The sequence below is a fragment of the Streptococcus downii genome, assembly GCF_004353325.1.
GTDB lineage: Bacteria > Bacillota > Bacilli > Lactobacillales > Streptococcaceae > Streptococcus > Streptococcus downii.
Genome location: NZ_MZNX01000005.1, coordinates 4,666 through 26,534 on the forward strand (window position 1 = coordinate 4,666; position 21,869 = coordinate 26,534).

16 protein-coding genes are annotated in these 21,869 nt (G+C 40.9%); all 16 read right to left on the reverse strand.

Going from position 1 to position 21,869, the window contains the following annotated elements; translation table 11 throughout:
* The coding region (locus E2R31_RS01555; RefSeq protein ID WP_132972541.1) for an SHIRT domain-containing protein at window positions 1-4,814 on the reverse strand (4,814 nt) is incomplete at its 3' end.
* 203 nt (window positions 4,815-5,017) lie between these two features.
* Window positions 5,018-5,833, reverse strand: a complete 816-nt coding sequence (locus E2R31_RS01560; RefSeq protein ID WP_132972498.1) for an endonuclease/exonuclease/phosphatase family protein — start codon at window positions 5,831-5,833, stop codon at window positions 5,018-5,020.
* A gap of 51 nt (window positions 5,834-5,884) precedes the next feature.
* Complete coding sequence (locus E2R31_RS01565) at window positions 5,885-8,071, reverse strand: PTS transporter subunit IIBC (RefSeq protein ID WP_132972500.1); 2,187 nt, start codon at window positions 8,069-8,071, stop codon at window positions 5,885-5,887.
* Between the two features lie 228 nt (window positions 8,072-8,299).
* A complete protein-coding gene (gene ftsX / locus E2R31_RS01570; RefSeq protein WP_132972502.1) occupies window positions 8,300-9,226 on the reverse strand; it encodes a permease-like cell division protein FtsX in 927 nt (308 codons plus the stop codon).
* A complete protein-coding gene (ftsE, locus tag E2R31_RS01575) occupies window positions 9,219-9,911 on the reverse strand; it encodes a cell division ATP-binding protein FtsE (protein ID WP_000022257.1) in 693 nt (230 codons plus the stop codon). The genes ftsX and ftsE overlap by 8 nt, the downstream gene beginning before the upstream one ends.
* A gap of 18 nt (window positions 9,912-9,929) precedes the next feature.
* Window positions 9,930-11,025 (reverse strand): peptide chain release factor 2 gene (gene prfB / locus E2R31_RS01580; RefSeq protein WP_132972504.1). Its coding sequence is split into 2 segments (ribosomal slippage): window positions 9,930-10,952 and window positions 10,954-11,025, totalling 1,095 coding nucleotides; the frame shifts between segments, so codons are not numbered across the junction.
* A gap of 110 nt (window positions 11,026-11,135) precedes the next feature.
* The gene (locus E2R31_RS01590) at window positions 11,136-11,792 is read right to left on the reverse strand and encodes a CBS domain-containing protein (protein ID WP_000268639.1); all 657 of its coding nucleotides are present in this window, start codon (window positions 11,790-11,792) and stop codon (window positions 11,136-11,138) included.
* Window positions 11,793-11,924: 132 nt separating this feature from the next.
* A complete protein-coding gene (locus E2R31_RS01595; protein WP_125449942.1) occupies window positions 11,925-13,352 on the reverse strand; it encodes a cytosine permease in 1,428 nt (475 codons plus the stop codon).
* Window positions 13,353-13,484: 132 nt separating this feature from the next.
* Window positions 13,485-14,912 (reverse strand): cytosine permease, encoded by a 1,428-nt coding sequence (locus E2R31_RS01600; protein ID WP_132972506.1) that lies wholly within the window; start codon window positions 14,910-14,912, stop codon window positions 13,485-13,487.
* A gap of 1 nt (window position 14,913) precedes the next feature.
* A complete protein-coding gene (locus tag E2R31_RS01605) occupies window positions 14,914-15,099 on the reverse strand; it encodes a hypothetical protein (protein ID WP_093586637.1) in 186 nt (61 codons plus the stop codon).
* Window position 15,100: 1 nt separating this feature from the next.
* Entirely contained in the window at window positions 15,101-16,879 is a 1,779-nt protein-coding gene (locus E2R31_RS01610; protein WP_132972507.1) for a phosphotransferase, read from the reverse strand.
* Window positions 16,880-17,278: 399 nt separating this feature from the next.
* Window positions 17,279-17,989, reverse strand: coding sequence for an ABC transporter ATP-binding protein (locus E2R31_RS01615; RefSeq protein ID WP_000062210.1), 711 nt, complete (start codon window positions 17,987-17,989; stop codon window positions 17,279-17,281).
* Window positions 17,989-18,753, reverse strand: a complete 765-nt coding sequence (locus E2R31_RS01620) for an ABC transporter ATP-binding protein (RefSeq protein ID WP_001186014.1) — start codon at window positions 18,751-18,753, stop codon at window positions 17,989-17,991. The genes E2R31_RS01615 and E2R31_RS01620 overlap by 1 nt, the downstream gene beginning before the upstream one ends.
* Window positions 18,753-19,709, reverse strand: a complete 957-nt coding sequence (locus E2R31_RS01625) for a branched-chain amino acid ABC transporter permease (RefSeq protein WP_000856262.1) — start codon at window positions 19,707-19,709, stop codon at window positions 18,753-18,755. The genes E2R31_RS01620 and E2R31_RS01625 overlap by 1 nt, the downstream gene beginning before the upstream one ends.
* A gap of 3 nt (window positions 19,710-19,712) precedes the next feature.
* On the reverse strand, window positions 19,713-20,582 hold the full coding sequence (locus E2R31_RS01630) for a branched-chain amino acid ABC transporter permease (RefSeq protein WP_132972509.1): 870 nt from the start codon (window positions 20,580-20,582) through the stop codon (window positions 19,713-19,715).
* Window positions 20,583-20,701: 119 nt separating this feature from the next.
* The gene (locus tag E2R31_RS01635; protein ID WP_000726136.1) at window positions 20,702-21,862 is read right to left on the reverse strand and encodes an ABC transporter substrate-binding protein; all 1,161 of its coding nucleotides are present in this window, start codon (window positions 21,860-21,862) and stop codon (window positions 20,702-20,704) included.
* Between the last annotated feature and the right edge of the window lie 7 nt (window positions 21,863-21,869).

Here is a 21,869-nt window from a genome sequence, read left to right on the forward strand (position 1 = left end):
TAAGTGGTTTGGGATGGTTGTTGAGCGGAAACAGAGGCACCATTCACATAAGTTGCACTGTCACTTGGAGTCAAGGCTGCGATGGCTGCTGGAAGAGCTTGACCTGCTGTCTCGCTCTCGAAGCGATAAGTAGCTTGGTACTTGTTAGCTTCAAAGGCCCATTTTCCTACAAACTCTACATTTGACTTGTTGACCACAGCGCTAACTGCGTCGTAACCCTTGAAGGTCCAAGTGCCATCGTTCACTGCATCGGTGTAAGTAGTTTGGGATGGTTGCTGAGCGGAAACAGAGGCACCATTCACATAAGTTGCACTGTCGCTTGGAGTCAAGGCTGCGATAGCTGCTGGAAGAGCTTGACCTGCTGTCTCACTCTTGAAGCGGTAACTTGCTTGATACTTCTTAGCTTCAAAGGACCATTTCCCTACAAACTCCACATTTGCCTTGTTGATAACGGCGCTAGCTGCGTCGTAACCCTTGAAGGTCCATGTGCCGTCATTCACACTATCTGTGTATGTGGTTTGGGATGGTTGTTGAGCGGAAACAGAGGCACCATTCTCATATGTTGCACTGTCGCTTGGTGTCAAGGCTGTAATAGCTGTTGGAAGTGCTTTATCTGCTGTTGCGCTTGCGAAACTGTAAGTAGCTTGGTACTTGTTAGCTTCAAAGGCCCATTTACCTACAAACTCCACATCGGACTTGTTGACAACGGCGCTAGCTGCATCATAGCCCTTGAAGGTCCATGTGCCGTCGTTCACTACGTCGGTGTAAGTGGTTTGGGATGGTTGTTGAGCGGAAACAGAGGCACCATTCACATATGTTGCACTGTCGCTTGGAATCAAAGCGGTGATTTCCGCTGGAAGAGCTTTTCCTGCTGTCTCACTCTCGAAGCGATAAGTAGCTTGATACTTATTAGCTTCAAAGGCCCACTTACCTACAAACTCTACATCAGCCTTGTTGACAACGGCGCTAGCTGCATCGTAGCCCTTGAAGGTCCATGTGCCATCGTTCACTGCGTCGGTGTATGTGGTTTGGGATGGTTGTTTAGCGGAAACAGAGTTACCATTCTCATAAGTTGCACTGTCGCTTGGGGTCAATGCTGCGATGGCTGCTGGAAGAGCTTTTCCTGCTGTCTCGCTCTCGAAGCGATAAGTAGCTTGATACTTGTTGGCTTCAAACTTCCACTTACCTGTGAAAGTCAAATCAGCTTTTTTCACAATCTTACTTTTGGCATCATAACCAGCGAAAGTCCAGTTACCATCATTCACATCATCTTTGTAAGTCGTTTTAGTCAACTCTTCTGGTACAACTTTTTGCATGTTGTAATAGCTTGAGCTATCTTTCGGTGCTTTCTTCTGGATAAATTCAGGCAAATTAACACCAGACGTAGCACTTACAAAAGTATAGCTTACATGATGCGGTCTAGGCGTTACTTCCCAGATACCCGTAAATGTCACGCGCTTGCCATTATAGGTCGCATTCTTCTGATCGTAACCTTTGAAGGTCCAGACATAGTCTTTTTCTTCTTCAGCTACTGATTCTTTAGCAGGTTGTTTGGCTACAATGGTGTCACCAACCTTATAAGAAGCCTCATCATTTGGAAGCATTCCCAAAATACTTTGTGGTAATGGAACACCCGCTTTAGATGATTTGAATACATATTCTGGGTTTGGAGTAGGTACCCAGCTTCCAAGGAAAGTCTGTCTGCCTTTTCCTACAACAATTTTTTCTTTATCGTATCCTGCAAATGTCCAAGTCACTTTATTCGCTGTATCAACATAAGTCGTTTCACTTGGTTGTTCAGCCAGAATTTCCTTAGGATATAACTTGTAATCATAAGGATTTTTCGGAGTCAACTTGGTGATATGATCTGGTAGTGCAAAAGCAGGATTGGTTGATTGGAACTGATAATCTATACCATTCGGCGTAAAGCTCCAAGCTCCTGTGATGGTCTTCACTTTCGTACCTGCAATAGCTTTTCCGTATTTATCCGCATCAAAACCATGGAAAGTCCAAGTACCAGTTGGAACAGTTACTGTGGTTGTGTCAAGTTTGCTGGCATCTTTGTAATCGTCAGCTCGTGCAACGAAATCAGTGCCAGCTGGAAGCATATCGCGAATCTTATTTGGAAGAGGGTAGGCAGGAGTCGAGTTAGTGAATTTATACTCCACTCTGTAGATCATATCAGACTGATTGGTGGGAACCAAGATCCATCTTCCTCTGAAGCGAACATCTTCTGTCCCTACTGTTTTCACACGTGAGGAAATAGTCGTGTTATCATCTTCATAGAAGTCATCAAATACCCAAGTCCCTCTGCCATCAGGATCCTCAAATCTTGTTTTAGACGGCATTTTAACGCGAGCTTTTTCACCCTTGACAAATTCTCTTTCATAAGTGATTAGATCATACAAAGTATGTGGTGGGTAGATTAAATTACCAGAAGAATCTTTTGAATCTGTATAGAAGTCATAGTAGACACTATGCTTAGTCGGTTCAAAGACCCAGTGGAAAGTGTAAGTAGAGTCCTCATCATCAGTTGGATTTTCTATCTTCTCAGGAGCAATAAACTTCCAAGTACCATCATTATCATCATCTGTGTATGTATAAAAACTTCCAATGACATATCTAACATTATCAGAATAATCTTTCGGAGATGTCGTGATAGGAGCTGGAATTTGTGCCTTCAGATCATCTGGAATAGTCTTCCCTGGGGTATCACTGACAAAGTCAAAGGAAACAGTCTTATCTCTGTGTGGTGTGAAAGACCAAGTACCTGTAAAGAGAACTTTATCTTGATTAACTACCTTGCTATTAGCGTCATAGCCATCAAATTTCCAAGTTCCCTCGTTATCAAAGTCCATGTAGGTCGTCTCACGTGGATATTCCGCATATACAGTATCGCCATTTTCGTAAGTATTTGTATTACTTGGCGTCAAGGCCTTAACTGCAGCTGGTAGAGATCGACTAGGATCTGAGCTGACAAACTCATAGTTTTCTGAGTACTTATCCGCTACAAAAGTCCAAGTACCTGTAAACTTAAGGTTCCATCCTTTGTGATCCCACTCGCTTACTGGTTTTTCAGTAAAATCGTAGCCTGTAAAGGTCCAGGTACCCTTGTTAACTGCATCATAGTAGGACTCTTGAGTCGGTCTAACAGACTGAACCATCTCACCTTTCGGGTATTTCTTTCTCTTTGCATACTCCCATTCAGGCATATCTACCGGCTTCAGATTATTGATCTCAGCAGGTAGTGCTTTGCCAGCAGTTCCACTAAGAAATTCGTAAGTCGGTTTCCGAGGAACCCCTTTAAATACAAACTCCAATGGTATTGTAACTTTTGGTATTTCTCCATAAGTAGCCGCCCGCTCTAGTTCACGACTGAAGGTTAAATCCACTATATCTTCCTCAAAGGTCCAATTTCCTTCATTTTCCGCATCATAGAAGGGTTTGTAGACACCTTGAGCTTCATCGTAGCGAAGCAAAGCTGCTACCGTATCCCGTATATCTTTAGGTAAATGCTCATGACGTTTATCAAACTGATTGAGAGAAAGCTTGTAATCGTATAGCTTACTTTCTAAATCCATTATCTCCTTAGGAAGAGGTAATTTATATTCGTCACGTGAAGTCTTAGGACTACTCGGTAAATTATAAAAATTCTCAAAATCATACTGGTTCATAGGCTTGTAGGATACAGTGACATCCTCAAAGTATTTCCAAGTTCCTACGAACTCTACATCGCCATTATTTACCACTTTACTTGGAGCATCAAAGCCAGTCAAAGCCCAATAACCTTTTCGGTTAGGATATTCTTCTGAAGTATAAAAAACCCAGTGAAATTCTTGTGCTTTTACTACTTCACCCTCAGCAAATCTTCTTCTATCTTCTGGACTCCAATTTGCAACATAAGGTGGCGGAGTTTTTCCAGGTGAACCATTAACTGCTCTATAGGTAGCCTTGTATGGTGTTGGTGTATATTCCCACTTACCTGTGAAGAAGACATCATCTTTGTCAATCACCTGACTATCATAGTCATAGCCTTTAAAGGTCCATCTACCACTTCCATCATTCTCTACATAAGTTGTTTCAGCTGGCTGGATGGCCTTTACTTTATCGCCCTTTTTGTAGATTTTTGTGTCTTCTGGCTTCAAGTAGTTCATTCCATACGGAGCTGATTTTCCTGGTGTAGCACTTTCAAACTCATAAAGTGCTGTGTGAGGAGTCTTATCCTTGTCTGGGATGACTTTCGGATTTTTATCACGAAGACCTGAATTGACAAAGTTCACGAGATTGCGATAAACTTTATCAATTTCTTCTTGCTTTGTCGCAGTTTGAAGTACGCTATCAGCCGCTGTCATCACACCATTCAAGATTTCTAGACTATCGTCTGTCTTACTTGAAAAATCCCTGCTGCGCAACTCTTTGAGGTAGTTTTCCAAAGTGCTCTTATTGAGACTAGCATTTGCTGGAGTTGCTTGGGCAGTGCCCGTAGCTGGCTGACTTGTACCTGTAGGTGGCTGAGCATTTTTAAAAGCAGTCGAATCTGTTGCTTGACTTGTCTCTGTCGCAGCAGGTGCAGCAGACTTCAAAGCAACTTGGCTTTCTTTCTGGGATTCTGCTCGCTCTGTTGCAGAAGAGCCCACCGAGACCTGATTCTCTGCTTTATTCTCCACTTGTTCAGTAGCCGTAAGCTCATCAGCTTGAGCTACTTGAGCGGCTCCAAGCGCCGCAGGCGCAAACAAAAATCCAATCGCAAGGGACACAGTAGCAACTGACAATTTGCGGATTGAATATTTTATCTTTCTATCCTGAAAAAACATTCCAGTCCTCCTTTTATTTCATAATTTCATTCTATCATAAATAGTTAATATTAGCGATTTTTTTTGACCGTAAATTTTTAAAAACTTATTTGTGGATATTTCCTCATAATATACAAATATACAAAAAACTTCTTCTCCAAAATAGTAATTATAGGAATTTTTGTAAAAAAATGAAAGGAATCGCTCCCTTTCATTTTTTGCTTTTATTTCCAATTTAATACCGCGTTCAAACCATAGTGGTCACTGACTTGCGGACTATTCTGACCATCAAAAACTACATGCAAGCTTTCTACTTCTAACTCTTTCGTTGTAAAGACATAGTCAATTCGAAGCGGTTCAGAGTTGCCTTTCCAACCATCAATTCCTGGTGGAACTGTATAGCTACCGCTTCTCTCTTTAGCAACTTCAAAAGCATCTTGTAACTCTAGAGGACTAGCTAGAATCGCTTGGTAGCCTTCCTGACCAGCTGGGTTATTGAAATCACCAGCTAAAATCAGAGGTTTGTTCAAACCTTTCAGAACAGCCTCAAATCGTGCCCATTCTTCCTGGAAACCTTTATTCCACCAAGAAAGATGGACACTTGCAAGAGCAAGCTCCTTCCCTTCAACTTCTGTTTCTGCCAAGGCGACACGGCGAGTATGGTAGTCAGTTGGATCATCCACATCTGAAACTAAAATCTCACGTGCTTGAATAGGTGTTTTAGATAAGATTGCCACACCTTCATGGTAGCGGTCATAGCCGATATGATTGTAAGCCCAAGTCCAGTAGTAGGTCCTCTCCTTCTCAGCCAACTTTTCAACCAAAAGTCTCACATAGTGGTCTTGATGAATGGGTTCTGCCGCTGGTAAAGCTTGATAAAGATGATCAACCTCCACTTCTGGAGAAGTAATTTCTTGATTGATTTCTTGGAAACAAATCAAATCATAGTCTTTTTCAAGAATATCCTGGAGCAAGAGCTGGAATTTTTCCTCTGCTTCCTTCTCCATCCAACTGTGGGTATTGAGTGTTAAAAATTTCATGCTTTTCTCCTAAAACAAGAGGTTGGAAAACAGCTTCCAACCTCAAGTATATTACAATTCTACTTTAGCAACTGCCGTTTTAGCTGCAAGAGAACCAGTTTGTTCTAATTTAACTGATTTGATAGCATCACCATTTGTGAAGACAACCACTGTTGAAGTTTCACGACCTGCTGCACGGATAGCATCCAAGTCAGCTGTGACAAGAAGATCACCAGCAGCAACCTTTTGTCCTTCAGTTACGTGAACTGTGAACGGTTTACCTTCAAGGCTTACAGTATCCAAACCGATGTGAACAAGTACTTCAAGACCTGCTTCAGTCACAAGACCAAGAGCATGTTTTGTAGGGAAGATACTTGATACAGTACCTGTAACTGGAGATACGATATTTCCATTGGCTGGTTCTACCGCAAATCCGTCACCCATCATTTTTTGAGCAAAAACTGGGTCTTTCACTTGTTCCAAGGCAATGACTTGACCATCAGCTACTGAGTAAACTTCCTCAGTTACACCCTTGAAATGTACAGTATTTTGTTGAGCTTCCGTCATTTGGCTTGGAAGAGTTTCAGGAATTACTTCACCTGAGTCAAGGATATCTTGGATATCAGATTTCAATACGTCAGCTTTTGGTCCGTAGATAGCTTGGACACCTTGTCCTTTCATGACAAGTCCCATAGCCCCTTCAGCTTTCCATTCTTCCTCAGTTCCAACACGATCTGCATCTTTAACAGTTACACGAAGACGAGTCATACATGCATCCACATCAACGATGTTTGCACGTCCACCAAGAAGGTTAATGATATTTACAGCTTGAGAAGCAGCTGCAACTTTTGTTTCACCTGAAGCAGCTCCTTCTGAAGCTCCTTCAGCAGTTTCATAGTTTCCGTTACGTCCTGGGGTTGCATAGTTGAATTTTTGAATCATGAAGTTTGCGATAAAGTACATGATTACAGCAAAGAGAACAGTTACCCAGATAAAGTTAACGATATCCATACCAATACCAGCATTAATTGCTAGTGGTGTACGAGTCAAGAATTCAATTGAACCGAATGAGTGGACACGAAGGTGAACAATATCTGCCATAGCAAAGGCAGCACCTTGAACTACTGCATAAACAAGGTAAAGCGGTGTTGCGATGAACATGAACATATACTCGATTGGTTCAGTAACCCCTGTCAAGAATGTTGCAAGAGCTGTCGCAATCATCATACCTTTATATTGATGTTTCTTATCAGCATCGACATTACGGTAGATAGCCACGATCACACCCATCAAAATACCGAATGAACCGATCATTTGTCCAACTTTGAAACGAGCTGGGTGAACAGTATCTAACAATTGTTGGTAGTGACTTGCATCTGTACCTTTAAGGTTAACAAGGTCTGTTACCCATGCAAGCCATAGTGGGTCTTGACCAAATACTTGAGTACCTTTAGCTGCACCAGTTAAAATGTCATAAGTACCACCAAGAGCTGTGTAGTTCATTGGGATAGTCAACATATGGTGAAGACCAAATGGCAAGAGCAAACGTTCCAAAGTACCATACAAGAATGGTGCGAGAACTGGCGCAGTTTCTTGAGAGTTGGCAATCCAAATACCAAAGTTATTGATACCTGTTTGAACTACTGGCCAGAAAGCTGCAAGTACAATTGCTGCAATAGCTGAACGAAGAATAACAACAAACGGTACAAAACGTTTCCCGTTGAAGAATGAAAGTGCGTCTGGAAGTTTACGGTAGTTGTAGTATTTGTTATAGGCAGTTGCCCCTACAAAACCTGAGATAATCCCTACGAATACACCCATGTTAAGGGCTGGTGCTTCAAGAACACTGATAAAGTAATCAGCAACTTTGATTGAACCACCAAAGAAAGTAGTTACCATAGCATCTGGATTTTTCAACATATCGCCTGTAACACCGAAGATAGTACCTGTAATACGGTTAATCAAGATAAAGGCAAGTCCAGCTGCAAATGCACCACCTGCACGTTCTTTTGCCCAGCTTCCCCCAATAGCAAGGGCAAACAAGATATGAAGGTTACCGATAACCCCCCAACCAATTTGCTCAAGGATTCCACCTGTAATCACTAGAGGAGCAAGATTTGGGTCAATCATCACGATTGATTTACCGATTGAGATCATCAATCCAGCAGCCGGCATAACCGCGATAACCACCATCAAAGCCTTACCGAATTTTTGCCAAAATTCGAAAGACAAGACATTTTTGAATGTAGCTTTCATCATTCAAATCTCCTTTATTTTATTTAGGCAAACGTTTTACGAAAACGTTTGCACTTGTTTATAATTTAATTATACCACTTTATTTTTTTTTGTAAAGGCTTTTATAAAAAAATTTTCCGTTTTTCTTAAATTTTTATACAAGCGCTAAAAGAAAAAAGAGAAGCTCAAGAAAACTTCTCTTTTAAAATTGTATTATTTCTGATTTAGTCTGCAAGTTGCATTTATATCCAACTAGATCTTCAAGAATCGACGCATAGAAATACCTGATCCGATTGCCCCAATGAAAATACCAATCACAAACAATAGGACTGTCATCAAAGGGATAAACACATCTGGTGTAATCATTGACAAGTTTTGCCCCACCAAGGATTTATTGACCGATTGATAAACGATATTGTAAACAAAGAATACAAGAACTGAAGGAATCGCTGCACCAAGCAAGCCAATAAAAGCACCTTCTAGCAAGAATGGGCCACGGATATAACCATTTCTCGCTCCTACAAGACGCATGATCTGAATCTCACGGCTCCGAGAAATAATGGTAATACGGATGGTATTGGAAATGAGGAAGACTGCGATGAAAATTAAGAGCCCTGCAATAACCAATCCCCAAACACGGATAAAGGAAGCCAGTTCAAAAAGTCGTTGAGTGTTGGCACCACCGTCTTGAACCTCAGATACCCCTTCAATTTTCTTGGCCTCTTCTGCTACTTTAGGAACATCACTCGGAGTATTGGTATCAACGATATAGGCATCATAGAGAGGATTAGCGTCTCCTTCAAAGACCTTCCAATCGTCTCCCATCGTTTCAGTCAATTTTTGATACTGCTCTTCCTTGCTTGAAAAAGTGACATTCTTAACACCTTGCATGGCTTTTAAGGCATCATAAACCTTGTGATAGTCATTATTGGTAACTGTCTGACCTTCTTTTTCAATCGTTTCACTATTATCCGCCACATCCTTACGAATGTAAACCATGACACGAACATTGTTTTCAATATCGGTAGCCAGTTTCGCTGTATTAAAAATTACGGATGCAAACAGGGCAACGAGCGTCAAGGTAATCATAACCGAACTTACCGCTGCTACTGTCATCCAGCCATTTCGTTTTAAACTTTTTAATGATTCAAATAAATGGCGAAAAAATCTACTAATCATCGTATCCATATTCTCCTTTAGCTTCGTCACGAACGACACGGCCATTTTCAATGGCAATGACACGGTGGCGCAAGGTATTTACAATCTGGCTATTGTGGGTCGCCATCAAGACAGTAGTACCTTGGAGATTGATGCGTTCCAACAGATTCATAATTTCCCAAGAATTATCTGGGTCCAAGTTTCCTGTCGGCTCATCGGCAATCAAGACCTTAGGATTGTTCACAATCGCACGAGCAATCGCAATCCGTTGCTGCTCTCCACCTGAGAGTTCGTTAGGGAAAGAGCGAACCTTGTGTTTCAAACCGACCAAGTCCAAGACTTCCATAACCCGTTTCTTAATATTGCGACGGTTCTCACCGATTACTTCCATTGCATAGGCAATATTTTCATAAACGGTTTTCTTTGGCAAGAGTTTGTAATCTTGAAAGACTACCCCAACACTGCGACGGAGCAGAGGGATATCTTTCTTCTTGATTTTAACCAAATTAAAGCCTGCAACTGTTAGGCTCCCTTTTTCAATCTTTACTTCTCGATATAAAGCTCGAATAAAGGTTGACTTCCCTGCTCCAGAAGGCCCAACGATATAGGCAAATTCTCCTGGTTCAATACTAAGAGAGACTCCACGAAGAGCAGTCGTTCCGTTATCATATTTTTTGACAACATCTCGCATTTCAATGATTGACATGTGAGTTCCTTTCTATTTTTAGCTGATTCGCCACTTGAGATAAGCATCGATGAAACCATCAAGATCTCCATCCATGACCTTATCTACCTGAGCGACTTCAAAGCTCGTACGGTGATCTTTTACCATGGTATAAGGTGTGAAGACATAAGAACGAATCTGACTTCCCCAAGTGATTTCCTTTTTCTCACCTTTAAGGGAATCGACTTCCGCAGCTTTCTTTTCTTGCTCCATTTGATAGAGCTTAGCTTGTAACATCTTCATAGCACGATCTCTATTTCCATACTGGGTACGATCAACCGTTGATTGGACAACAGTTCCCGTAGGAATGTGTGTCAAACGCACACCTGTTGAAACTTTATTGACGTTTTGTCCACCAGCACCACCTGAACGGAAGGTATCCATTTTGATATCATCTTCACGAATCTCCACTTCGATGGTATCATCCAACTCAGGCATAACCTCAACGGATGTAAATGAAGTATGGCGACGTTTGGCAGAGTCAAATGGCGAAATACGGACCAAACGGTGAACACCCATTTCTGATTTAAGTAGGCCATAAGCATTGGGTCCTTCAAAAGACAAGGTCACAGATTTGATGCCCGCTTCATCACCAGCTTGGTAATCCAAGACTTCGACCTTAAAGCCTTTGGCATTTCCATAACGAGTGTACATCCGGAGCAACATATCACCCCAGTCCTGAGCCTCTGTACCTCCAGAACCTGGATGGATTTCCAAGATTGCATTATTATGGTCATAAGGTTCTGACAAGAGAAGCGTCATTTCGTAACTGGTCATCATCTTATCCAATTCTGTCAACTGTTCAACCAGTTCATCATAGACTGACTCGTCTTCTGCTAAAAAGTCCAATAAAATTTCAACTTCATCCTGCAACTCTTCCATTTTACGGAAGGTGTTGTAGGTGTTTTTTAATTCATTTAATTCTTGCGACGTTTTTTGGGCCGCGATATTATCGTTCCAAAAATCAGGTTCCGTCATCTTGTTTTCCAAGATGGCGATCTCTTCCTCTAGTCCTTCGAGGTCAAAGAGACCCCCTGAAAGAAGCTAATTTTTCACGATTTGCGTCAATTTTTTGACGAATTTCTGAAATGTCCATAAATACTCCTTTATTCACATCGTTTCATTATACCACATTCTCTCATTTCTTTCCATATTTTGCTTGTTATTTCAAATTGTATACAAAAAAGAGGGCTTTCACCCTCCATTTTATAACTTTTTAGCAGATGTTCGAGCAATCTCCTCTACTTGGATACCTTGCGCTTCAAATTTCTCCTTCAGGAAGGTTAAATCAATCGTCCCATCAATTTGAACCTCAATCACGACCTTGCCATCCTTGCGCGGAATATTAACTGTGTGAGAAATATTTAGATTTTCCTCTGCAATCAAGGTCACAATCTTCCCCAAAACCCCAACTTCATTTTCCGTAATAAACCGAACACGAATCCCTTCTTCTCCATAACCAGCAATTTCCAAAAAGGCTTGGAAAACATCACGATCTGTAATCACACCATAAACCTGTTGATTGTCCACAACTGGAAGAATACCGATTTTATTCTTTAACATGAGATAAGTCGCATCCTCTAAACTAGCATAACCTGACACTGTGATAACATCGCGAATCATGACGTCTTTAACTTTGGTCTTATTGAGAAGATAATTCATCTCATAGATGGAGAGACTGGTTGCTTTAGACGGACTGGCTTCAGCAATGGTTCCTTCTGTTACAAGACCAACCAATTGATCATTTTCGATAACAGGTAAACGGTGCAAACCTTGCTCGCGCATCAAATCTGCTGCATGTGCTACAGTCGTATCTGGACTGATATAAACTACCTTGCGGGTCATAAAATCTTTAACTGCCATGAGACTTCTCCTTCTTTATTGCTACTATAATTATACACTTTCTTACAAAAACTATCAAACGCTTTCATCTCTTTTTCAAGACTTTGTAACATTCAATCACAAAAAAGAGAGAAATAGCCTTCTCTCTTAAACTTAAATCGTAACAGAATCTCTATCCTTAATCATATAGCGTTTTAAAGAAGTTAAGCTAGCTAGCCAGTACAATAGACCACCAAAGATCGCAGTAAAGCCACTACCAGTTGTGAGCAGGAACATAGGACTCTGGATATGCTTTGTTATAGGGTTGTAAACAAATAGTACTGCAACTAACAAGGAAATGATTACACAAGATAATCCCACCAGGTTAAAGCCATTTGTAAACTCATAGGCGTCATGTCCTTCGAGGAAATAGGCTGAATGCAAATCAAGTTTTCGTTTTCTTAAGATAAAGTAGTCTACAACGATCATTCCGATAATGGGACCTTGAATATAGGCAGCCAGCGAGATGAAGGAACCGAAGTATTCATCCACTCCTCCCCAAATCGTAAGTAGGCTCACATAAACCATCGCAATCCAAACCATTAGTTTATAGCTCACTTTGGGCATCCCGCTTTTTACAATCATACAGTTCACGTACGATCCTGTACCCTGGGTTCCAATATTAGCAAAAGCTACCAGTAGTAAACTTAAAAGGGCAAAGGCAGGAGTGCTTAGAGTGGAAAGCATCGTCGTTGGGTCACTTTCATAGACACCTGTTTTGACAAACATGGCTAGAGCCATAACCCCACCTGTCGCAGCGAAGAATGGCGCAACAACCCCATACGATAATGCTGTAGCCCAATAGCCACTGCGTTCTGATTTTGCCAAACGTGGCAAGACAAAGGCTTGTGTAGACCAAGAAAAGGCTACAGCCACATTTCCTTCCCCTGACATCATAAAACGTTCAATCGGTGTCAAATTTTCTTGGATGGCAGGCTGGACATTCATAATATCAGTTATAGGAACCGCAACAAAACAGATTCCAACAATGATTAGTCCGACCAATAACAAGGCTACCACCAGAAAGCGATTAGTACCTTTAATCACCTCTGGACCTCCAAGAGCAATCAGCGTTCCAAGGAGAACACAGAGGGTGCCTAGAATCGGTGCCCATACTCCCTTGTCTAAACCAAGTCCAAAATTATTTGCCAAATGAATCATGGAGCTGGCAAAAAGATTGGCGGTAACGGCATACCAACCAAAATTTGCCAGACTAATCACGGTTGATAGAATAGCCACCCCTTTTCTACCTAGAACGGCTCTCAACCAAATCCACAAATCAATTCCATATTTAACCGCAAACAAGATTGGGAGACATTCGATAAAAACCCAGATAATGTTGAAACTAAAAATATTAATCAACATTTGATTAAAGGTCAAATATTGAGCCACATAGGCTCCTTGGGTATAACACCAAGTTGCGATAGCAAAACCACTTGTTGATAGAAAGAGATCCCAGAAAGAATACTGACGATCCTTGTTGGTCATGGGAACGATTCCTGTTATGGTCTCCTGTTGAATAAAGTCATTCATCTTGGACATTTTATTGAATATCTCCTGTCATGGCTAAAATAATCAGAACATGATTGACTAGAATCATGCCAATTACTAATGTAAAGTTAACTTTCAAAAAAGAGGAAGCGAATAGATATAGATTAAGGTTTTCATTTATCCTTAAATCGTAACAGAGTCCCGATCCTTGATCATATAGCGTTTTAACGGAGTTAAGCTAGCTAACCAGTACAATAAACCTCCAAAAATCGCAGTAAAGCCACTACCCGTTGTGATTAAAAAGATTGGGCTTTGAATCTGTGCTGTTACAGGGTTATAAACAAATAGTACTGCAACCAACAAGGAGATAAATACGCAAGACAAGCCAACCAAGTTAAATCCTTTGGTAAACTCGTAAGCATCGTGTCCTTCAAGGAAATAAGCTGAACGCAAGTCGAGTTTTCGTTTTCTTAAGATAAAATAGTCAACAACAATCATTCCGATAATGGGACCTTGAATATAAGCGGCTAGTGAGATGAAGGAACCGAAGTACTCTTCTACCCCTCCCCAGATGGTGAGTAGGCTTACATAAATCATAGCAATCCAGACCATTAGTTTATAGCTTACTTTTGGCATCCCGCTTTTGACAATCATACAGTTCACGTACGATCCTGTCCCCTGGGTTCCAATATTGGCAAAGGCTACTAGTAGTAGACTTAAGAGGGCAAAGGCTGGTGTGCTTAGAGTTGATAGCATGGTTGTTGGATCACTTTCATAAACACCTGTTTTGACAAACATGGCTAGAGCCATGACTCCACCTGTCGCAACGAAGAATGGCGCAACAACTCCGTATGACAAGGCTGTAGCCCAATAACCACTGCGTTCTGATTTTGCCAAACGCGGTAAAACCAATGCTTGTGTAGACCAAGAGAAGGCAAAAGCAACATTTCCTTCCCCAGAAAGCATGAAGCGTTCCAAGGGCGTCAAATCTCCTTGGGTAGCTGGTTGAATGTTCATAATGTCAGTGATAGGCACAGCTACAAAACAGATTCCAACTATAATCAGACCGACAATCAACAAGGCGATAACCAAGAAGCGATTGGTCCATTTGATCACTTCTGGACCTCCAAGGGCAATCAGCGTTCCAAGGAGAACACAGAGGGTGCCTAGAATCGGTGCCCATACTCCCTTGTCCAAACCAAGACCAAAATTATTTCCCAAGTGGATCATAGAATTAGCAAAAAGATTAGCCGCAACGGCGTACCAGCCAAAGTTAGCCAAGCTAATAATGGTTGATAGCAAGGCCACCCCTTTTTTTCCTAGGACAGCCCTCAACCAAATCCACAAATCAATTCCATATTTAACCGCAAACAGAATTGGGAGACACTCAATAAAGACCCAGATAATATTAAAGCTAAAAATATTAATCAACATTTGATTAAAGGTCAAATATTGAGCCACATAAGCTCCTTGGGTATAACACCAAGTTGCAATGGCAAAGCCACTTGTCGACAGGAAGAGATCCCAGAAAGAATACTGACGATCCTTGTTGGTCATGGGAACAATTCCCGTTATCGTCTCCTGTTGAATAAAGTCATTCATCTTAGACATTTTATTGAATACCTCCTGTCATGGCTAGGATAATCAGAATAAGGTTAATTAGAACTAAGACGATGACTATAGTAAAATCACTTTTTAGAAATGGCTGAGCAAACACATAGTTTGGTGATTCCATTTCTTCTAGCCTTCTTTTCGTTTCATTTGCTACTAATTCTTCAATTTCAGATGTCGGTTTCATCTCAATTCTCCTCTAAGTATAAATCTAATGCAAGTTTTCCATACTGTTTGGTATAACGATACCAGATGTAGAGAAATTCACCTACTGGTTTTCCAACGCTTTCTTGGAACAGGGCCCATAAAAACCAATAATATGAAGTCACTGATACATAGGCAAAATAGTGACGTTTGGTTTTCTTGTCTGGAACTTCTTGTAGATAGATTTCAAGTACCTTTTCAGCTTCTTCTACTGTATAATTTGAACACCCGATAAAGGTTCCTAAATCTCCTGCTGGATCTCCCATACCAGAATATTCCCAATCAATCAAGCTCATTTCGCCAGCTTCATTCAACAAGAAATTTGGGCTATAAGAATCTCCATGGCAGAGAACCTTTTTCGCTTGGTCTTCTTGTAAAAGCTTCTCGAGAACTGAGACATTCTGATCCAACTCTTCAAGCCCATCAAATTCAAAACGATTGCTAGCCTTTAATTTTTGTCTAAAATCATCAATTCCCTCAAATTGGTCAAAGGAATGTCCCGTTTTTTCTCCAGATTGGTGCAAGCGTCTCAAGAGCTCCATTGCTTTTGCTACATCATCCCAATTATCATAATCTAGTTGCTTAGCATTAGGGATAAATTCTGAAATTTTCCAGCCCTCATCCTTGTTCATAGCGACAAAAGTACGGTCAATCTTCAATTTTGCAGCAATTTCCATGGAAGCTGCCTCGCTAGCACGATCGATATAATTCTCCGTTCCTCTACCTGGATGACGGTAAACATATTTCTTCCCTAGGCAGTCAAATGAAAACGAAGTGTTGGTTAAACCGTCTTTTAGGGGTTTAATATTGACAATATCTGAAGCTATACATCCTAATGTCTTACAGATGTTATCAATGATTTCCGAATTAGTATTCACCAAATAGTGTTCATCAAACTGACGCAACTCATCTAGTGAATCAAACTCCTTAACAATATCTGCTGAATAATGCCGAGCTTCTAAAGGAAGCTCCTTGACGTGACGACTATAATAATCTTCCCAGAGCTGTTCGCGATACGGCTCATGTTTAAATTCAGTTTCTAAAATATCTACGAATTTTTCACTAAATGCACGATCAAAATAAACATGCCCTACCATAGCCCAAGTATTCGTCCCACCGATTTGAATATCGATAATCGTGTGATTGGAATCTTCCTTAGAGCAGTATTCGTCTGTGTCCCCTTCTGCAAATATAGTCGAATAATAACCTCTGTAAATGTATCGTTCAAACGGATTTTCTACAAAATAATTATCCGAAGAGCAGATATAAGTGTTAGAAAGTTGATCTCTGACTAGCATGAGAGAAGAACAGTTGTTGTACTTGTAGTAATCATTATTCACAACGATTTTAACGCCAAACTTTTCTGCCAGATAGAACATTTTTTCTTGCAGATATCCTACGATAACTGTAATATCTTCTATTCCTGCTTCTTGCAATTGCTTGATTTCTCTCTCAATCAAACGCTCACCTTTAACTTGAAGCAATCCTTTAGGTAGCTCATAAGACAAAGGAGCAAAGCGGCTACTCATACCTGCAGCCATGATAATGGCATTCTTCACCTGATACGGAGCCAAAGCCTCCTCACCTAAGTCAGTTAAGTGATTTTCCTCACTGATCCACTTCTCTTCTTTACATTCCTTGAGAAGATTATTTACCGTCCCCAAAGCGATATCTAGCTGTTCAGCCAATTGTCTCTGCGTAAAGTTTTCGTCTTTGTGAGTCAACAAAAAACGTAAAAGTTTAAATTGTTTTTCTGATAGCATATCCTCAGCCTCTTTGTTCAATATTTTTGTTTATTTAATTATATGATGAACACGTGCTTTTGTCAAGTTAGATTCTATATCAAGAAAACGAGTGCTCAAATCAGGTCCATCAAAATAGTAAGCAAACGAAAAAAGAACCCCAAATTTGGAGCTCTTCAAATTCATCTATAAAATAATCCACTGGATTGGAGGATTGCTTATGCAATCCTTATCCGCCGACTAAAACAATCCACTGGATCTGATGATTGCTACGCAATCTCTATCTGCCGACTAAAAAGGTCCCCCGGACTATAGGGTATTGCTTGCGCAATCTCCATCCGCCGACTAAAACAATCCACTGGATTGGATGATTGCTTGCGCAATCTCCATCTGCAACCTAAACTAGTCTCCCAGACTAGTTTAGCCACCTAGATATGCTTTTCTGACTTCATCTGATGCCGCGAGTTCTTTTCCTGTTCCTGATAGGACAATCTTGCCTGTTTCAAGTACATAACCTCGGTCAGAGATAGCAAGAGCCTTGTTAGCGTTCTGCTCAATTAGGAGAACCGTTGTTCCTTGCTTCTGAATATCTTGGATGATATCAAAAATTTCTTGGATAAAGATAGGGGCAAGTCCCATAGACGGCTCATCCAAGAGGAGGAGCTTAGGCGTGGACATGAGAGCACGTCCCATAGCAAGCATCTGTTGCTCACCACCTGAAAGGGTAGCTGCATCTTGGTTTTTGCGTTCTTCTAAACGTGGAAAACGAGAGAAGACTTTCTTCAAGTTGGCTTGATTTTCTTCTCGGTTTTTCTTTAAAAAGGCTCCCATTTCTAAGTTTTCCATAACAGTCAAGCCTGGAAAAACATGGCGTCCTTCAGGAACTTGTGAAAGCCCACCTGCCACGATTTTTTGCGCTGGCATCTTTTGAATTTCTTTTCCTAAAAACTGAATTTTACCAGCACTTGGACGAACCAAACCTGAAAGGGTACGGAGAATGGTTGTTTTACCAGCACCATTGGCACCAATCAAGGAAACAACCTCACCTTCATTGACCTCGAAACTTACATCACGAACTGCTTGGATCATGCCGTAATGAACAGAAAGGTTTTCAACTTTTAACATAGACATTAGGCCTCACCTCCTAGATAAGCTTCGATAACACGTTTGTTGTTCTTGATCTCATCTGGAGTACCATGAGCAATCAAACGGCCATATTCAAGAACATAGATACGCTCAGTGACTTCCATAACCAAATTCATGTCGTGTTCGATGAGCATGATGGTAATTTTAAATTCATCTTTGATACGACGGATCAATTCTGTCAATTCAGCTGTTTCTTGTGGATTCATCCCAGCCGCAGGCTCATCCAAAAAGAGGATCTTAGGTTCTGTTGCCAGAGCACGAACAATTTCCAATCGACGTTGTTGACCATAGGCAAGATTTTTCGCAAGTGTATCTGCATCGCCATCCAAATCAAAGATTTTTAGCAAATCCAACGCTTTGCTTTTTAATTCTTCCTCATTCTTATAAAAAGCTGGCAGGCGTAAAAAGCTCGCAAGGACATGTTGTTTATGATGATTACTAAATGCAATCAAAACATTTTCCAAAACTGTCAAGTCCTTGAACAAACGAATATTCTGGAAAGTACGACTGAGACCAAGTGAAGCAATCTTGTAGGGAGTTTTTCCATTTAGGAGGTGACCATCTAGTGTGACAGTACCTTCGCTTGGTTCATAAACACCAGTCAAGAGATTGAAAAGGGTTGTTTTACCAGCCCCGTTTGGTCCAATCAGACCAACCAACTCTCCCTCGTTCAATTCAAGAGTGACATCTCCAACAGCTGTTAGACCGCCAAAATGTTTGGTTAACTGTTTAACTTCAAGTAATGCCATTAGTTTTGTCCCTCCTTCTTCGATTTTTTAAAGAAACGTGATAGACTCAATTCCCATGTCCCAAGAAGTCCACCTGGTCTGAAAATCATGACCAATACAAGAGCCAAAGCGTAGATGATCATACGTACGCTTGCTACATCCTGAAGGAGCATATTTAAAATTCCTAAAACAATCGCTGAAACGATGGTACCAGTAATCGATCCAAGTCCACCAAATACAACGATAATCAACACATTGATGGAATTAATAAAGGTGTAATCTTTTGGTACAACAGATCCGATAAAACCAGCCTGAAGTGAACCAGCAATACTTGCTGTAATAGCACCAAAGACAAAAGCGATAATTTTAATCTTTGTAGTGTTTACCCCAACTGACTCTGCAGCAATCTCATCCTCACGAACAGATAGAGTAGAGCGTCCAATTGGACTACGTAAGAAGTTGAGAGTTGCAATAGTTGTGATCACCACAAATAGATAAACCATTTGCCAGTTGGTAAAGTTTGGAATACCCAAGATACCAGCAGCACCGTTGGTCAAACTTCCACCATTAATGATAAAGATACGAATAATTTCTGAAACACCTAGTGTCGCAACAGCCAGGTAGTCACCCTTCAAACGGAGTGTTGGAATTCCAACGAGCAAAGCGACTGCACCAGAAATCAAGGCACCCAAGACCATTGCTCCAAAGAAGGCACCATAGGTTGGTGATTTTGAGCCAATAATCGCTGCTGCATAAGCCCCAATCGCCATAAAACCTGCATGACCGAGTGAGAATTGTCCTGAAAAACCAACGATTAGGTTCAAACCTACTGCAAGGATGATATTAATCCCAATTTGTTCTAAAATTTGGACATGGAATAGGTTGAGAACACCAGCAGAAACCAGTACACTAATCAATCCATAACCCGCTAACAGAAGGAATAACCAGAGAATATTTACTTTAAGATTTGTCTTCATTGTTTACACCTTCTCTTTCACATTCTTACCAAGGATACCTGCAGGACGAACAATCAGAATCAGAAGTAAGATTCCATATACAATGGCATCACGGAAATCAGACATACCAAAGGCAGTTGCAAAAGTTTCCAACAAACCAATAACAAATCCCCCTAGAGCTGCACCAGGAATAATCCCGATACCACCAAGAACGGCCGCAACGAATGATTTCAGACCTGGAGTCACGCCCATCAAAGGTTCAAGAGAGTTGTAGTAAAGGGCAATGAGGACACCTGCCGCACCAGCAAGAGCTGAACCCAAAGCAAAGGTAAAACTGATTGTACGATTTACATTAATTCCCATCAATTGCGCCGCATCACTATCAACTGATACCGCACGCATGGCTTTCCCCATTTTTGTTTTTTGAACAATCACTTGCAATAAAATCATCAGGAGTAAGGAAACTGCTAGAATCATCAACTGAACATTTGTCAAGCTGATTGGCCCCAAATCATAGCGAACTGTTTGAATGGCTTGAGGAAAGGCACGAGTATTGGCACCGACTAAGTAAACCATCCCGTATTCCAGTAGGAAAGACACCCCGATAGCTGTAATCAAAACAGCAATACGTGTAGAGTGTCGCAAAGGACGGTAGGCAAGAAATTCAATCGCAACACCAAGTAGTGCGGTTCCTGCCATTGAAATAATTAAAGCTAAAAAGAAATCCATTTGGAAAGAATTAATCAAAAAGTAACCAATAAAGGCACCCATCATATAAATATCACCGTGGGCGAAGTTGATGAGTTTGATAATTCCATAAACCATGGTATAACCCAGGGCCAAAAGTGCATAAACACTACCCAGAATTAGACCATTCACAAGTTGTTGGAGCATAGCATTCACTCTTTTCTATCGTTATTTTTTAGAAAATTTCTCAATTTTCACAAGTTCATAAACACCGAAACAGGGAGTGAGTCAAAGGCTCATTCCCTATTTCAGCTACTATTCTAATGTTATGGTTTTACAACTTCTGCTGCTTCCACTTTACCATTATTCATGGTCATCATGTAAGCAGTTTTCACTGTGTTGTGATCTGCATCAAAGCTCGTTTGACCAGTCACACCATCAAAGTCTTTGGTTTTAGCAAGGTTGTCCTTGATTTCACCTGAGTTTTTAGCACCTTTTGCAGCATTAGCTACTAGGTAAACTGAGTCATAAGCCAAAGCTGAGAATGTTGAAGGTTCTTCGTTGTATTTAGCACGGTAGGCTTCAAGGAAAGATTTAGCTTTTGCAGAAACATCAACTGTAGTTGAGAATCCTGAGATGAAGTAAATGTTTGATGCTCTTTCAGCAGTTGCTTGTTGAACAAATTCTTCACCGTTAAAGCCGTCACCACCAACGATTGGTTTATCAATTCCCATACCACGTGCTTGGTTTACGATTTTACCTGCTTCTGTGTAGTAACCTGGAACAACGATAGCGTCAAACTCTTTCCCTTTCATTTTAGTAAGGGCTGCTTGGAAGTCTGTATCACCTGCTACAAACGTTTCGTCTGCAACAATTTCACCTTTGTAGGCTTCACGGAAAGATTTAGCAATACCTTTAGCATAGTCACTTGCATTGTCCGTATAAAGAACAACCTTCTTAGCATTCAATTTGTTTGTCACATAGTTTGAAATAATCTTCCCTTGGAAGCTATCTTGGAAAGTTCCGATAAATAGATATTCTTGACCTTTGGTCAATCCATCTTGAGTCGCACTTGGTGAAATCAATGGAACTCCTGCTTGAGTAGCGTTAGCTACAGCTGCAGCAGTTGCACCAGATGTCGCAGGTCCTACGATAGCTGCAACTTTTGATTGAGTTACAAGGTTAGTTGTAACAGAGGCAGCCTCAGCAGTTTCAGATTTGTTATCTTTATCCACAACTTCGATTTGTTTTCCATCAATACCACCTGCAGCATTGATTTCATCAACAGCAAGTTGAGCACCTTTTTGTTCAGAAGTACCATAGGCAGCTACAGCACCTGTTTCTTCAAAGTTAAAACCGATTTTGATAGTCTTTTCGTCTACTGGGTTACCAGTTGTATTTGACGCTCCTGACTTGACCTCTCCACAGGCAGCGAGAAGAGCTACGCTAGCAAGAGCCACAAAAGATAGAGCAAATTTTTTCTTCATTTTTAAT

What these genes read in the sequence shown, in the direction of transcription:
- E2R31_RS01610 (WP_132972507.1), bottom strand. Translation starts at nt 16,879, where the DNA reads ATGCTATCAGAAAAACAATTTAAACTTTTACGTTTTTTGTTGACTCAC.
- E2R31_RS01600 (WP_132972506.1), bottom strand. Translation starts at nt 14,912, where the DNA reads ATGTCTAAGATGAATGACTTTATTCAACAGGAGACGATAACGGGAATT.
- E2R31_RS01560 (WP_132972498.1), bottom strand. Translation starts at nt 5,833, where the DNA reads ATGAAATTTTTAACACTCAATACCCACAGTTGGATGGAGAAGGAAGCA.
- E2R31_RS01565 (WP_132972500.1), bottom strand. Translation starts at nt 8,071, where the DNA reads ATGATGAAAGCTACATTCAAAAATGTCTTGTCTTTCGAATTTTGGCAA.
- E2R31_RS01635 (WP_000726136.1), bottom strand. Translation starts at nt 21,862, where the DNA reads ATGAAGAAAAAATTTGCTCTATCTTTTGTGGCTCTTGCTAGCGTAGCT.
- E2R31_RS01615 (WP_000062210.1), bottom strand. Translation starts at nt 17,989, where the DNA reads ATGTCTATGTTAAAAGTTGAAAACCTTTCTGTTCATTACGGCATGATC.
- ftsE (WP_000022257.1), bottom strand. Translation starts at nt 9,911, where the DNA reads ATGTCAATCATTGAAATGCGAGATGTTGTCAAAAAATATGATAACGGA.
- E2R31_RS01605 (WP_093586637.1), bottom strand. Translation starts at nt 15,099, where the DNA reads ATGAAACCGACATCTGAAATTGAAGAATTAGTAGCAAATGAAACGAAA.
- E2R31_RS01620 (WP_001186014.1), bottom strand. Translation starts at nt 18,753, where the DNA reads ATGGCATTACTTGAAGTTAAACAGTTAACCAAACATTTTGGCGGTCTA.
- E2R31_RS01630 (WP_132972509.1), bottom strand. Translation starts at nt 20,582, where the DNA reads ATGCTCCAACAACTTGTGAATGGTCTAATTCTGGGTAGTGTTTATGCA.
- E2R31_RS01625 (WP_000856262.1), bottom strand. Translation starts at nt 19,709, where the DNA reads ATGAAGACAAATCTTAAAGTAAATATTCTCTGGTTATTCCTTCTGTTA.
- E2R31_RS01590 (WP_000268639.1), bottom strand. Translation starts at nt 11,792, where the DNA reads ATGGCAGTTAAAGATTTTATGACCCGCAAGGTAGTTTATATCAGTCCA.
- ftsX (WP_132972502.1), bottom strand. Translation starts at nt 9,226, where the DNA reads ATGATTAGTAGATTTTTTCGCCATTTATTTGAATCATTAAAAAGTTTA.
- E2R31_RS01595 (WP_125449942.1), bottom strand. Translation starts at nt 13,352, where the DNA reads ATGTCCAAGATGAATGACTTTATTCAACAGGAGACCATAACAGGAATC.